The 14,290-nt window shown below is 61.6% G+C and carries 12 protein-coding genes; 5 read left to right on the forward strand and 7 right to left on the reverse strand.

Annotated features, from left to right (window positions below; genetic code table 11):
• Positions 1-155: 155 nt before the first annotated feature.
• On the forward strand, positions 156-377 hold the full coding sequence (locus tag DWW03_RS00935) for a hypothetical protein (protein WP_022062631.1): 222 nt from the start codon (positions 156-158) through the stop codon (positions 375-377).
• Between the two features lie 353 nt (positions 378-730).
• On the forward strand, positions 731-2,392 hold the full coding sequence (locus DWW03_RS00940; protein ID WP_022062630.1) for a putative transporter: 1,662 nt from the start codon (positions 731-733) through the stop codon (positions 2,390-2,392).
• Here DWW03_RS00940 and DWW03_RS00945 read toward each other — a convergent pair.
• From DWW03_RS00945 to DWW03_RS00975, 7 genes are all read right to left on the reverse strand, one after another.
• Positions 2,361-3,806 carry a mechanosensitive ion channel family protein gene (locus DWW03_RS00945; protein WP_022062629.1) on the reverse strand — a complete coding sequence of 482 codons (1,446 nt, stop codon included), beginning with the start codon at positions 3,804-3,806 and terminating at the stop codon, positions 2,361-2,363. The genes DWW03_RS00940 and DWW03_RS00945 overlap by 32 nt on opposite strands.
• An 81-nt stretch (positions 3,807-3,887) precedes the next feature.
• Entirely contained in the window at positions 3,888-4,388 is a 501-nt protein-coding gene (locus DWW03_RS00950; protein ID WP_022062628.1) for an NUDIX hydrolase, read from the reverse strand.
• Complete coding sequence (gene araJ / locus DWW03_RS00955; protein ID WP_118406221.1) at positions 4,375-5,532, reverse strand: MFS transporter AraJ; 1,158 nt, start codon at positions 5,530-5,532, stop codon at positions 4,375-4,377. Before araJ ends, DWW03_RS00950 begins: the two co-directional genes overlap by 14 nt.
• A gap of 89 nt (positions 5,533-5,621) precedes the next feature.
• Positions 5,622-8,060, reverse strand: coding sequence for an OstA-like protein (locus DWW03_RS00960; RefSeq protein ID WP_022062626.1), 2,439 nt, complete (start codon positions 8,058-8,060; stop codon positions 5,622-5,624).
• 3 nt (positions 8,061-8,063) lie between these two features.
• The gene (locus tag DWW03_RS00965) at positions 8,064-9,470 is read right to left on the reverse strand and encodes a peptidylprolyl isomerase (protein ID WP_044054503.1); all 1,407 of its coding nucleotides are present in this window, start codon (positions 9,468-9,470) and stop codon (positions 8,064-8,066) included.
• 25 nt (positions 9,471-9,495) lie between these two features.
• A complete protein-coding gene (locus tag DWW03_RS00970) occupies positions 9,496-10,380 on the reverse strand; it encodes a hypothetical protein (RefSeq protein ID WP_022062624.1) in 885 nt (294 codons plus the stop codon).
• A gap of 59 nt (positions 10,381-10,439) precedes the next feature.
• Positions 10,440-11,345 carry a CPBP family intramembrane glutamic endopeptidase gene (locus DWW03_RS00975; protein WP_118406111.1) on the reverse strand — a complete coding sequence of 302 codons (906 nt, stop codon included), beginning with the start codon at positions 11,343-11,345 and terminating at the stop codon, positions 10,440-10,442.
• A gap of 114 nt (positions 11,346-11,459) precedes the next feature.
• Here DWW03_RS00975 and DWW03_RS00980 point away from each other — a divergent pair, with 114 nt between their 5' ends.
• The 3 genes from DWW03_RS00980 to DWW03_RS00990 are packed head-to-tail and all read left to right on the forward strand — an operon-like array spanning position 11,460 to position 14,289.
• Entirely contained in the window at positions 11,460-12,230 is a 771-nt protein-coding gene (locus DWW03_RS00980; protein WP_015547501.1) for a ParA family protein, read from the forward strand.
• A 12-nt stretch (positions 12,231-12,242) separates the two neighbouring features.
• The gene (locus DWW03_RS00985; protein ID WP_015547500.1) at positions 12,243-13,112 is read left to right on the forward strand and encodes a ParB/RepB/Spo0J family partition protein; all 870 of its coding nucleotides are present in this window, start codon (positions 12,243-12,245) and stop codon (positions 13,110-13,112) included.
• Positions 13,113-13,119: 7 nt separating this feature from the next.
• Positions 13,120-14,289 carry a DUF5683 domain-containing protein gene (locus DWW03_RS00990; protein ID WP_118406112.1) on the forward strand — a complete coding sequence of 390 codons (1,170 nt, stop codon included), beginning with the start codon at positions 13,120-13,122 and terminating at the stop codon, positions 14,287-14,289.
• Position 14,290 lies beyond the last annotated feature (1 nt).

Genomic DNA, 14,290 nt, shown 5'->3' on the forward strand with positions numbered 1-14,290 from the left:
CGATAGGCAGATATTCCGCAATCACCTCTTTTTCGCCCCCGACGGCCGCCGCACGACCGGCGTGATCCGTCATGCGCCCGGGGAACCGGGAACCGCCCCCGCGAAGCGGCTGCGGCCCGAAGGCTCGGAACACGCGGTGGCCGTCCGGGACACAGATGCGCCATAACAGCCGCGAATACGCCGGCGTCCCGCTCGACAACCCGATCTTCAACCGCCGGGCCGCGCGCAACGACATCAGCAAGGCGCAGCTCGCCGTGCGCAGCCAGCAGCTCGCCGTCACCCAAACCGTGCAGGCCAAATACGAGTTCGTTTTCCGTCGAAGATTCCCGATTTCCACCGCGGGAAGCCGTTGCAACTCTGAAAACGGGAGATTCTGATAAACGAATTCAAACAAAAAGGGTGACCTAAAACGGTCACCCTCGCTGCTACCCGGAACATCAAGTTCCTGAATAATCCGGGCGGCTGCCGGATTGGATCCCGGACCTTCTCCGGCAGAAAAGTCCTTCGTGCGTCACTGATGATCTGTGTTTATCCCAGCAATACAAAAGTAGACAAATTATCCCAACCCACAATAGGTAGAGCGTTTTTGTAATAAGGCTCGACCAAAATGTCATACCCCGAAAAGGCAAAATAATACGCCCGGACGCATACGGACCACTTTTCGTTCTGCAAAAAAGCGGCAATCCGGAAAATTTGACCTACTTTTGCAACGGTTTCAACAGTTGAAGGAATGGAATGGCTTAAAGAATTGTTCGTCGAGCACTCGGCTTTGCAGGCCGTCGTGGTGGTTTCGCTCATCTCGACGATCGGTATCGGACTGGGAAAGATCCGCTTTTTCGGAATCTCGCTCGGAACGGCCTTCATCTTCTTCGTGGGCATTCTGGCCGGGCATTTCGGGCTTTCGCTCGACCCGGCGATGCTGACCTATGCCGAGAGTTTCGGACTGGTGATCTTCGTCTACGCCCTCGGCCTTCAGGTGGGGCCGGGCTTCTTCAGTTCGATGCGCGCCGACGGACTGCGGCTCGTCTCGCCCGCCATCGCCATCGTGCTGCTCGGAACGGCCCTGGCCATGGCGATGAGCTACGCCTTCGGAGTCTCGATGCCCGACATGTCGGGCATTCTGTGCGGCGCGACGACCAACACCCCGGCGCTGGGCGCCGCGCAGCAGACACTGCAACAAATGGGCATCGACGCCAACGGAGCGGCGTTGAGCTGCGCCGTGGCCTACCCGCTGGGCGTCGTAGGCGTAATTCTGGCCGTGGTCTTCCTGCGCAAGCTCTTCGTGCGTCCCTGCGACATGCCGGGACCCGACGCCGAACACCGCAAGAACGTCTTCATTGCCAGCTACCACCTCACCAATCCCGCGGTCTTCGGCAAGAGCGTCCACGAAATCGCGACGCAGAGCCACCACCATTTCGTCATTTCGCGCCTGTGGCGCGACGGGCGGGTTTCGATCCCCACCTCGGACAAAACCCTACAGGAGAACGACCTGATCCTGGTCATCACCACGCCCGGCGAGGCCGACGCCCTGCGGCTGATCTTCGGCGAGCAGGAGACCAAGGACTGGAACACGGAAAACATCGACTGGAACTCCGTCGACAGCCAGCTCATCTCGCAGCGCATCCTCGTGACACGCCCCGAAATCAACGGCAAGAAACTCTCGCAATTGCGCCTGCGGAACACCTACGGCATCAACATCAGCCGCGTGTACCGCTCGGGCGTGCAACTGCTGGCCACCCCCGACCTGCGTTTGCAGCTGGGCGACCGTCTGACCGTGGTGGGCGAAGCGGAGGCGATCCGCAACGTCGAGAAAATCCTCGGCAACGCCGTCAAGAGCCTCAACGAACCCAACCTCGCGGCGGTGTTCATCGGCCTGATCCTCGGCCTCACGCTGGGAAGCATTCCCGTGGCGATCCCCGGGATTTCGATTCCCGTGAAACTGGGACTCGCAGGCGGCCCGATCATCGTCGGCATCCTGATCGGCACGTTCGGCCCCCGGCTCCACATGATCACCTACACCACCCAGAGCGCCAACCTGATGCTGCGCGCACTGGGCCTTTCGATGTACCTCGCATGCCTCGGGCTGGATGCCGGAACCCACTTCTTCGAGACCGTCATGCGCCCCGAGGGGGCCTTGTGGCTCGGCATCGGATTCGCCCTGACGTTCGTGCCGGTGGTGCTGGTGGGGCTGTTCGCCCTGCGGGTGCTGAAGGTCGACTTCGGATCGGTCTCGGGACTGCTGTGCGGCAGCATGGCCAACCCGATGGCGCTCAACTACGTGAACGACACGATCGAAGGCGACAACCCCTCCGTATCCTACGCCACGGTCTATCCCGTGTGCATGTTCCTGCGCGTGATCATCATTCAGGTGATGCTGATGCTGGTGCTTTAGCCTCCTCCGGGGCGGGCTGTTCCGCCTGCGGCCTTTGCGGGGCGGCCGGCCGGGATGCATGCAGGGGCGGCGCATTTTGCGGGGCGGCCTGTGAGGAGGCCTGCGGTGACGCCTGCGGGGGTGTCTGCGAGGGTGTCTGCGCGTTTGGAAAAAAGGCATTGCGCAGCGAGGCGACGTCCTCCCCCGACGGATTCTGAAAAACCCGCAACCCGAATTCGGGAATCACGGCCAGCACATGATCGAAGACATCCGACTGAATCCCCTCGTAATCCACCCACACGACCGTATCGGTAAAGAAATAGAGCTGCATCGGAAGCCCCGTTTCGGTGGGCTGCAACTGCCGCACCATCAGCGTCATATCCTTGTTCACCGGAACCTCGTTCCGGAGGTAGCGGACCAGATAGGCCCGGAAAACCCCGAGGTTGGTCTGATGCAGGCCGTTGATCCGCCGTTCCCCGGAGCCGATGCCGTGCGCGGCGTTGTACTCCTCGACGCGCCGTTCGGTCTGATCGACGTAGTCGCGGATCAGGTCGATCGTACGGTAGTGGTCCAGCATCTCGGGGGTGCAGAAACGCACGCTCGTCATGTCGATCGCCACGGAGCGCATCACGCGCCGCCCGCCCGAAAGCTGCATGGCGTGCCAGTTGGTGAACGAATCGGTCGTCAGCAGGTAGGGCGGCAGCATGACGAGCGTGTTGTCCCAATTGCGGATCTTGACCGTCGTGAGCGACACCTCCTCGACGTTGCCGTCGGCCCCGTACTTGGGGATCGAAATCCAGTCTCCGACCTTGAGCATGTCGTTGGCCGCGAGCTGAATGCCCGAAACGAAGCCGAGGATGCTGTCACGGAAAATCAGCATCAGCACGGCCGCCGAGGCGCCCAGTCCCGTCAGCAGGATGGCGGGCGACTTGTCGAGCAGGATCGAAACAATCAGAATCGTGCAGATCAGCAGCGCAATGCCCTGCGCCGTCTGCCGCAGGCCCTTGATGGGTTTGTTCTGCCAGGCGGGACGCGCCGCAGCGATGTGGAAGGCGGCATAGAGCAGGGCGTTGACGAAGCGGAAAACCGAAAAGACGATATAGGCCTCCATGAACCGCAGGACGATGACGCGCCCGGTGGATTTCTCCTCGAAGACCACCGGGAGCACGACGGCCAGCAGAATGGCGCTCAAAATATGGCACATGCGCCGGAGAACCGGAACGCTGAAAAGCGTGTCGTCCCACTTGGCCCGGGTGCGCTCCACGAGTTTCCGCACCCCGTGTACGATGCCCAGTTGCAGCAGCAGGTCGAAAACCACGGCGGCCAGCACCACGAGCACGAAAGCCGCCCAGCGGTCGAGCGCATCGCCGGTGGCCGAAGTCAGGCCCAGCCATTCGAGCAGGGCGTGCGTCCAACGTTTCAGAAGTGTCTGCATACCCGTACCCGCATCAACTTTCGGGCCTCAACCGCAGCGGCGGCCGAAAAACCGGAAACGACGCCGGCGCGGACAACGGAATCACCCGAGAATCAATCCGGCTTCGCCTTCGAAGTTGGGTGTGAAAACACCCTGTCCGAGGTTTTCGCGGATTTCGTCCGGGGACCAGAAACGCCCGCCGTCAAGCTCCCCGCTCGGACGGACCTCGCCGTCGTAGACCGTGCGGAAGACATGGACCAGTTCGTATTCGCGTTCCGAGCGGAACGGATAGACCGCAACCGCCCCGGGCACGAAATCCGTGATGCCCAGCTCCTCGCGCACCTCGCGCCGCAGGGCTTCGGCGATCGTCTCGCCGTAGTCCACATGGCCGCCCACGGCCGTGTCCCACCGTCCGGGCTGAATGTCCTTCCAGGCGGGGCGTTTCTGCAAATAGAGTTCGCCGCGCGAATTGAAAACATGGAGGTGCACCACCGGGTGCAGGAGCATCGACCCGCCGTGGCACTCGCCGCGCGTGGCTTTGCCGACGACGTTCCCCGCCGCGTCGACCACGGGAAAGATCTCTTCGCTGTTATCGCTGTTCATGCCGGGGATATTTACGGATGTAGATCATGGCGGCCGTCATCCCCAGCAGCACGAAAGCCGCGCCGGGAAGCGCCGTATATTCATAGCCAAGCCCGTGCCCGATCGGCAGGCCGCCGACGTAGGCCCCCAGGGCGTTGCCCAGGTTGAAAGCCACCTGCACGAGCGCCGCGCCGAGCATCTCGCCGCCGCGCGAATTTTCGAGGATCAGCAGTTGCTGGGGCGACGATACGCAGAAGAGGCAGGCCGTAGTCAGACACATCAGCGCTAGCGAAAGATAGCGGACATGCGCCCCGAAAAAGATGCCGACGAGCGCCAGACAGGCCATGCCGAGCGTGAAGCGCACAACCCGCTCGGGCGTGAACCGGTCGGCATAGTGACCGCCGACGATATTGCCCGCAAACATGCCGAAACCGGCCAGCATGACGATCAGCGTCAGGTCCTCGGAACGGAACCCCGAGGTGTGGACCATCAGCGGGCTGACGTAGCTGTACCAACAGAAGATGCCGCCGTTGCCCAGCATCACCGACGCCAGCACCAGCCACGGAGCGGCGCTTTTCAGAAACCGGAACTGCCCCTTCATCCCCGTATCGGGCAGCGCGGGCAGAGCCGGAACCCACAATTTCACGAGCAGCATGGCCACGGCTCCCCACACGGCGACGATCCCGAACGTGGCGCGCCACGTCACGACGCCGCTGATATAGGTTCCCAGCGGCACGCCGAAGAGGTTGGCGACGGTCATGCCCACGACCATGATCGACACGGCCTCGGCCCGCCGGCCCTTGTCGGCGACGCGCTCGGCGACGATCGACCCCACGCCGAAGAAGGCCCCGTGGGGAAGCCCCGAGACGAAACGCATGGCCAGCAGGGTCCAGTAGTTCGGCGAAAGCGCCGCACAGGCGTTACCGAGAATGATCAGGCCCGTGAGGGCCAGCAGGATGTGTTTCAGCGGCCGCGTGCGGGCCACCAGCACCGTGAGGGGCGCCCCGAAGCAGACGCCCAGCGCATAGGCGGAGATCAGGTGCCCCGCTTCGGGGATCGAGACGCCGAGGCTGCGGGCGATGTCGGGCAGAATGCCCATCATCACGAACTCCGCCATACCGAGCGCCAACGTCCCGAATGCCAGGGCGATCAGACTTTTCTTCATGGGAAAACAGACATTAACGGCTAACCGGCTGCAAAAATAGCACAAAAAAGGTGAAAAGTTTTTGCATCTTTTCACCTTTTTCCAATTTTTCAGAGCTTGGGTCCCGACTCCCGAGGCTGGCCCACCTCGAAGCCCAGCGCCCGCATCCACTCCACGGTGGCGGCATCGACCTGATCGTTGCGGTCGGCCCAGCGGCGCTCCTCGATCAGCTGCTTCTTGCGCTCCTCGAGGGCTTTCAGAAGCGGGAAATCCGGATGTGCGAGATGCCTCTTCTCCTCGCGCTGCGAGGGCCGGACCCTGCGGTCGAAAACCGCCCCCTGCGTCGGACGCCGCGCGCCCTCCCACTTGAACCCCTTGAGGTAAAGCTCCTGATCGGCGGGAATCTTGTCCATCGGATAGATGTTCCAGTCGGGGTCCTTGCGGTAGACGATCGTCACGACCTGTTTGTCCTCGATATAGAACGAACAGTCGCCGCTCTCGATGACGCCCATGCCCGTGATCTGGGGCGGCTCGCCGTCCTGCATGTAGTAGATCGTCTGGGCATTGCCGTTCACGTCGTTGCGGTAGATCTGATTGTCGCGGAACCACGCCGTCATCTGCTTGCCCGCCACCTGGTTGTAATGGACCGTGTCGAGCTGGGAGACCATCATCGGAGTGCCGATGAACTCGGCGCGCGTGATCTGCTGGTTCTCGGTGAATATGTCCATCACGTCGGAGGTGATCTGGTTACCCTGGTTCCACAGCACGGGATTGATGTAGAGGTGGATCGTCGAATCGGTGCTGATGGCCGTCATCGAGTCGCATACGGCCTGGAAATCGGAACGGAAAATGCGCACATTGCGGAAACCCTTCATCAGGCGGTAAACCGAGTCGGCGGAGTCGGTGAGCGAATCGACCGAGTCGGCCGGAATCCGCATCGCCAGCGAGTCGGCGGCCAGCGAATCGGCCATCTGCAACAGCAGCGAATCCATCTCCCGGTCGTTGCGGGCGATCAGCGAGTCGATCTCGCGCAGGGCCGTGGAATCGACCGGAATCACCTTGCCTTTGCGGGCGGCGCGGGCCTGACGGGCGCGGAGTTTCGACTCGGCCTTGAGTTTGCGCGCAGCGAGGCGCCGCTCCTCCCGCTCCTTCTGCGCCAGCAGTTTGGCCGTCGTCTTATCCTGGCGTTTTTTGGCGATCTCCTCCAGTTTTTCCTTCCGGGCCTTGGCGGCAGCGGCTTTTTGGGCCGCCTTCAACTTGGCGGCCTGCTCCTTGAGGTAGGCTTTCCGGGCATCGCCGACCAGCGTGTCGAGCGGATCGACGGCCGGAACGGCCAGCGAATCCGGGACGGAAACGCCCAGCAGCGAATCGGGGACCTCCCGCCGGGCCAGCGAATCCGGCCCTGCGGCGTCTTCCGGCGAACCGGGACCGACGGCCGGAACGCGGGGACTTCCGAGCGAATCCGCCGCAGGACGGCCTTCGGGAAGCTCCCCGGCCGGGTGGTGCGGCGTCCCGAGAAGGGCGGAATCGGTTTTCAGACGCGCCAGCGAATCGGCTTTGGCCGCAGCGGCGGCCCGGCGCAGTGCGTTTTCATTGATCGTGAAGAGGTACATCGAATCGGCGCGCATGAAAAGCGAGTCGCCCTGCGAAAGGTCGTAACTCACCACCGCGGGCCGGCGCGTGAGGAACGCATTTCCCGGCTCCTTCCAGTACTCGCCGTAGTCGCCGAAGGCGATCACCTTGTGTTCGGCGTCGTCCAGCTGCAAATCACGCCGCAGGATCACATGGTCCTCGGCGCGGTAGTAATGGAGGCTGTCGCTCCAGATCTCCTGCTTTTCAGTCAGGATATAGCCGTTGCGCGTCACGATGTAGAGCGTATCGGCCTTGTCGTAGGAACCGCGGTCGGCATAGAGGTAGTCGCCGTCCTTGTTCCAGATGTTGGTGCGGTCGAAGAAAAAGGCGTTGTCGGTAGCCATGTTGTAAACCACCGAATCGCCCTTGAGTTCGTATTCGTCGTTGCGCATTTCGACGCGGTCGACGGCGATCAGCTCCTTCGTGTCGGCATAATAGTAGCCGCGGACCGATTCGAGCAGGTTCTCGCGGTTGAGCATCACCCCGCCGTCGGCGAATTCGCCGATGTTCTTCTTCGTGTTGAACAGGAATTTATAGGTGTAGAGCGTGGCGTCGCCGTCGACGACCTTGACGATGTCGGAGTAGACCCGCGCCTCGTTCAGCTCGCCGTCGTACTCGGCCCGGTCACCGTAAATGTAGGTCGTATTCTTGTTGATGAGCACGTTGCCGAAGAACTCGATGCGCATGTCCGAGTAACGCACGGCCGAGTCGCACGTGATGACGGCGCCGTTGTGCTGTGCGGCGAAGTTCCCCACCAGGAAAACCACCGAATCGCCCGGGGCGATGGGGCCCATCAGGTCCGACTTGAGGTCGATGAGCTTTTTCTCGCCCTCCGGCTCCGGCGCCTGCATACCGCTGCGCGCCGCAACCACGGCGGCGGCCAGCACCACTACGGCTATGGACAAGAGCCTGCGCACGGCCTATTTCACCCAGTGTTTGTTCTCGAACTCCCCGTTGCGGAATTCGGGCGAGATGTAGACGTACATGCCGTCGATCTTCTTCGAAAGCCACTCCTTGAAGACCCGCTCCTGCTTGTCCTGCAAGGCCATCTCTTCGAGCCGCAGGTAGTCCTCGTTGAGCGAAGCCGTATGCGTGGGGATCACCTCAACCAGCTTGACGATCTTGGCCATCTGGTTGCCGAGCATGTCTTCGGTGAGGTAGGCCTCCGAAATCTCGCCGGGTTTGAGCCGGTTCAGGGCGTTGTAATCATCGAGGCTCTTGAAGCGGCCAAAGTCCTCCTTGAGGAATTTCGTGACGGTCAGCTTGGCGTCGAAGGCGTTGAAACGCTCCAGGATGTCGTGGTTCGAGACGATGCCGCCGTTCATCTTCGACTGCGCGTCGTCCGAATAGAGCAGCGCAGCCCTCTCGAAGGTGATCGAATCCTTGCGGATCACCTTCACCAGACTGTCGAGCGTATTGAGCGAACCGCCCAGCTCCTCGGTCGTGTAGACCGGACGCAGCAGGATGTGGCGGAAATGATAGAGCCGGCCGCGCTTGTCCAGAAGCTGGATGATGTGGAAGCCGAACTGCGACTCGACCACCTCGGAAATCTGGCCGGGGCGCATCTTCTCCAGCGCCGCGCCGAATGCGGGGTCGAGCTGTTCGAGCGTCGAGGGGTCCATCTCGCCGCCGCGCATCATCGTGCCGGGGTCCTGCGAATACATGCGGGCGAGGTTTTCGAACTTGGCCTTGCCCGTGATCACGCGTTCGCGCATGTCGATCAGCCGTTCGCGCGTACGCTGCTTGGCGGCGGTCATCGACTTGGGAAACTTGGTGATCTGCGCATAGACATACTGGTCGGCGACGAGCGGCAGGCTGTCCTTCGAGATCGACTTGTAGAAACGCTCCACCTCGCCCGGAATCACCGACACCTTGTCGACCACCTCGGTCTGCATGGAGTTGGCATAGGCCTGCTCCTCGTAACGCTGGCGCATGATCTCGCGGATGTTGAAGATCGGCATGTGGTGCTTGGCTTCGAGCTGGGGGATCGAGCCTTCGGCCTCGACCATCTGCTGCACCTGCTCCTCGACGCGCGCCATGATGTCGGCGTCGTTGACCTTCACCGAGTCGATCTGGGCCTGGTTGTAGAGCAGCTTCTGGGTCATCAGCGCTTCGAGCGCCTCGTTCATCGGGTCGCGGTCGGAAGTGTAACCCTCCTGACGGCGCTGTTCCGTCAGCTGGCGCGCATAGTCGTCCACCTCGGAGTAGAGGATCGACGATCCGCCCACCACGGCCACCACCTTGTCGAGCATCACCTGTCGTTTCTGCGCAAGGGCGCCTGCGAACAACAGGGCGAGCGCCGCGGCCATCATAGCTTTTTTCAACATCTTGGTTTCGTTTATCGTTTTATTTTTATTCGTCTTTCTTCGGTTTCTCGTCGGCGAAAATCTTCACCTCGCCCATCTCCGCGGCCCGGGCGCAAAGCTCCTCCTCGTGCGCGCGGATGATCTCGCCCTTGCGCTGGTTGAACAGGATGCGGCGAATCGTTCCGCGCAGCCGTTCGAGCGGAATCGGCTCGCCCTCGCGCAGCACCGCATCAATCTGGAAATAATAGTGCGCATGGCTGTCGCGCATCTCCTGCACGGCAGCAGTCGCCAGCACCGAATCGTAGCTCTGCGAACGCAGCGTCGGGAGGTAGCTCAAGAACTCCGGGAAATCAATCCACTGGTCGCGGAAATCGTCCACCGTGAAATCGTTCTTCTCGCAGATGTCCCTGAAATCCTGCTGCTGCGCCTCCGACCTGGCCCCCATCAGCGTCTTGAGCTTCGCGGCCTGCCGGTACCCCTCGCCGAAACGGACGATGCGCCCCTTGACGATCGTGCGGTCGAGTTTGAAATCGGCCTTGTGAGCGTTGTAGTAGGCCGCAATCTCGTCGGCGGTGAACACCGTGTCGATCGAACGGTCGACGTAATGCTGGTCCAGCTGGCGGATCAGCAGCGCCTGGCGGTACTCCTCCACCATCTTGTCGATGTCGCCCGCCGAAGAGGAAAAGAGCGTCTCCGCCTCCTGGAGCTTGAGCTGCTTGAGCACCCAGCGGTCGATGTAAACCTTCATAAAGGCCGCGCTGTCGTCGCCCGAAAGCCCCTGCGGGACCACCGACCGCACGTCGCCCAGCCGCAGGTCCTTGCCGCCGGCCCGCGCAATGGTCGTGTCGCCGGCAAAATAACGCGGCAGCTCCCGGCATCCCGCCAGCAGCAGCACACCCGCCGCGACCGCTATTTTCGCTCGCAAATTCATATTCCGAAGGGCAAAGATACGTTTTTTACTTGTAAGTAACGCAGTGCGGAGCCGGATTATTACGCCGCAGACGGATTTTTCTCCGCCTCCTTCATGCGCCGCAGCGTGCGCAGCATCATATAGCCCGACACGGCGGAGAGCGCCAGCGCCGCGATGTAAATCAGCACGTAAAGCGTCCGGCTGCCCACCAGGTCGATCAGCAGCGCATTGCCGTGCCCGGTGGCCAGCGCCAGATAGGCCACGGCGTTGTTCAGCGCATGGAGGATCATCACCGACCACAGCGAATCGGTCGCCAGGTAAACGTAGCCGAGCACCAGGCCGATGACCGTGGCGTTGATCACCTGCACGGGCTGGCCGTGGAGCACGCCGAAGAAAAGCGACGAGACGAGCCATGCGGTCGTCACGCCGAACTTACCGCGCAGCGACCCCAGCACGACGCCGCGGCAGATCAGCTCCTCGAAGATCGGAGCGAAGATCACCAGCGAAAGGATGGTCCAGAATCCGCGGCCCACTTCGAGCGACAGTTCGGGCATCAGCCGCAGCAGCGGTTCGAGCACCACGCCGACGGCGAACATCAGCACGAAGGCCCACAGCAACAGCGCGGGATTCAGCCCCCGGGCCGAGAAACGCGCCCACGGACCGCTGCCGCCGCGCGCGCGGCGGTAGTAGAGGATGCCGGCAAGCGTGATCGACATCGAGCAGAAATAGAGCGCCGCCATCACCTTGCCCAGCGCAGCCGGCTCCAGCGATTTGAAATCAAGCCCGTGCCCGGCGAAAAGCAGGAAGACCATCGCTGCGGTCCCCACGACGATCTGCGCCCCGAAGGCGATACCCAGCATGGCGAACAGGTCGCCCACGGTCGGGAATTTCCGGCGGCCCGGACGCAGCTCCGCCGCCGGGACTGCGGCCGGCTGTCCCGAAGCTGCGGACTCCGCCGCGGAAGCCGGCGATTTTTTTTCTTCCATAGTATCGTATAGCTATCAATTCATTCCGACCGTAAAGATAAGCATTTTTCCGCTACGGTTATGGATTTCCATTTAATTTCACTAAATTTGCCTGCTTATAAACCGAATTCAAACATGGCAAAGGTAATCGCATTGGCCAATCAGAAAGGCGGCGTGGGCAAGACCACGACAGCTATCAATTTAGCGGCTTCGCTGGCCCTGCTGGGCAAGAAAGTCCTGTTGCTGGACGCCGATCCGCAGGCGAACGCCACCTCGGGGCTGGGCTTCGACATCAACCTCGAAGGCATCTACGAGTGCATCGCCGGACAGAAACAGGCCGACGAAGTGCTTCTCCAAAGTCCCGACGTGAAAAACCTCTGGGTGCTGCCCTCGTCGATCGACCTGGTGGCCGCCGACACCGAACTGCCGAAGATGGAAAACGCCCACCACGTGATGAAACGCATCGTCGACTCGGTGCGCGGAAAGTTCGACTACATCTTCATCGACTGCTCGCCGTCGCTGGGCTACACCACGGTCAACATCCTCACGGCCGCCGACACGGTGCTGATCCCCGTGCAGTGCGAATACCTCGCCCTGGAAGGGCTTTCCAAACTGCTCAACACCATCCGCAAGGTCAAGGGCGGACTGAACCCCGGCCTCGACATCGAGGGCTTCCTGCTGACGATGTACATGCGCAACCGCCTGAACAACCAGGTGGTGAGCGAGGTCCGCGAGCACTTCGGCCCCCTGGCCTACGACACAATAATCCAGCGCAATATCCGTTTGGGAGAAGCGCCCTCGCACGGAAAACCCGTGATGCTCTACGACGCCGGGGCCGTCGGCTCGGAAAACTACCTGGCCCTGGCCCGGGAATTTCTGAAACGCAACCGCAAACGCAGCAAATAAACGAATACCGATATGAAACAGAAGGGATTAGGACGCGGACTCGACGCCATTTTCGGCAGCGATCCCGTGGATGCCAAGCTCAAACCGATGAGTCAGATGGCAGAAATCGAAATCGCCGACATCATACCCAACCCCACGCAGCCGCGCACGCAGTTCGACGAGGAGGCTCTGGACGAACTGGCCGACTCGATCCGCCAGCTGGGCGTCATCCAGCCCGTGACGGTGAAAAAGGGCGACGGAGGCAAATACGTCATCATCAGCGGCGAACGCCGCTGGCGGGCCGCGCAGCGGGCCGACCTGAAGACCCTCCCGGCCTATATCCGCGAGGTGGACGACGAGAACCTGCACGCCATGGCCCTCGTGGAGAACATCCAGCGACAGGACCTCAACGCCATCGAAATCGCGCTGGGCATGCAGCGCCTGATCGACGAGTGCAACCTCACGCAGGACGCCCTGTCGGAGAAGGTGGGCAAGAAGCGTTCGTCGGTGTCGAACTACCTGCGCCTGCTGAAACTCCCCGACGAGGTGCAGCTCGCCCTCAAGGAGGGGCTGATCTCGATGGGACACGCCAAAGCCATCGCCGGGGCGCCCGCCGACCAGCAGCTGCGCGTGCTGAAAAGGTGCATCAAGAAAGGCCTCTCGGTCCGCCAGGTCGAGGAGCTGGTCCGCTCTCTCTCCGAAGCCCCGGGCAAAGAGGCACAGAATGTGGAGGACGAAGAGTATCCCGAAAGCTACCTGAAACTGGTCGAGCAGCTCGAAAAGTTCTTTTCGCAGGAAATTTCGATCAAACGCGCGAAAAACGGCGGCGGCAAAATCGTCATCGGCTTCACGGACGACAGGGACATCGAACAGTTCATCGAACGTTTCGCTAAACGCTCCTAATTAATATATGGTGACAATCCGGTTCAGACTCCTGCTCCTGGTCGCAGCCCTTTCGCTGGGACTGCCCGCCGGGGCGCAACTCCACCGCGGCGCACGCACGGTCGTCCGCGGCGGACTGCTCGAAAAACCGGATTCGCTCAAGGGCCGGCGCGATTCGCTGCGCCTGGCGGGCCTCGTACGGCAGATCGACTCGATCGCCGCCGCCGAATACGCCGCCGACTCGGCGGCCGTCGCGGACCTGCGCTCCGACGACCTGCATTACCTCGACTCGCTGGCCCTGGCGCGCTTCGACGCCGCACAGCGGGGCGTGGACACCACGACCAAACGCAAGGTCTACAAAAAAGGCTGGTTTATGAGCGACTCGATGTCGCTCTCGAAGGTGTGCTGGATTTCGACCGTGGTCCCCGGCTACGGACAGATTTACAACAAACAGTACTGGAAACTGCCGATCCTCTACGGACTGGTGGGAACCGGACTGGGACTGTACATCCACGAAAACAAGACCTACAAGCCGCTCAAGCGCCAGTTCGAATCCTATACCGACGTGAACCTCTCGCGCACGCCCGAGCTGGACGCCCTCCAGTCCAAGATGATCCGCAGCAACACGCGGCGTCAGGTTTACCTGGGGATCACGATCGCCTCGTACATCTACTTCATCGGCGACGCGGCCGTGAGCTACTCGACCAACGACGTGTCGAGCGTCAAGAAGGCCACCACGCTGGCCTGCATCTTCCCCGGAGCGGGACAGATCTACAACAAAAGCTACTGGAAAGTGCCTTTCGTCATCGGCGGATTCGCCTCGATGATCTACTGCATCGACTGGAACAACCGCGGCTACCAACGTTTCAAAAAGGCCTACAATCTGTTGAGCGACTACGACCGCAATCCCGACAAATACCCCGACGGGCCGACCGACGAGTTCCACGGACGCTATTCGGCCTCGTTCATCCGCAACCTGCGCAACAACTACCGGCGCAACCGCGACCTCTGCATCATCCTCTCGGGTGCGCTGTACGTCCTGCAGATCGTCGATGCGCATGTCGACGCCCACCTCAAGGACTACGACATTTCGGACGACCTCTCGATGAACCTCGAACCGCTGGTCGACTACACCTACGTCCCCACCCTCGGGGGCAACCGCCCGGTGTTCGGCTTCAATCTGAGCCTGAAATTTTAGA

Source organism: Alistipes sp. AF14-19 (assembly GCF_003461645.1).
Lineage (GTDB): Bacteria > Bacteroidota > Bacteroidia > Bacteroidales > Rikenellaceae > Alistipes > Alistipes shahii.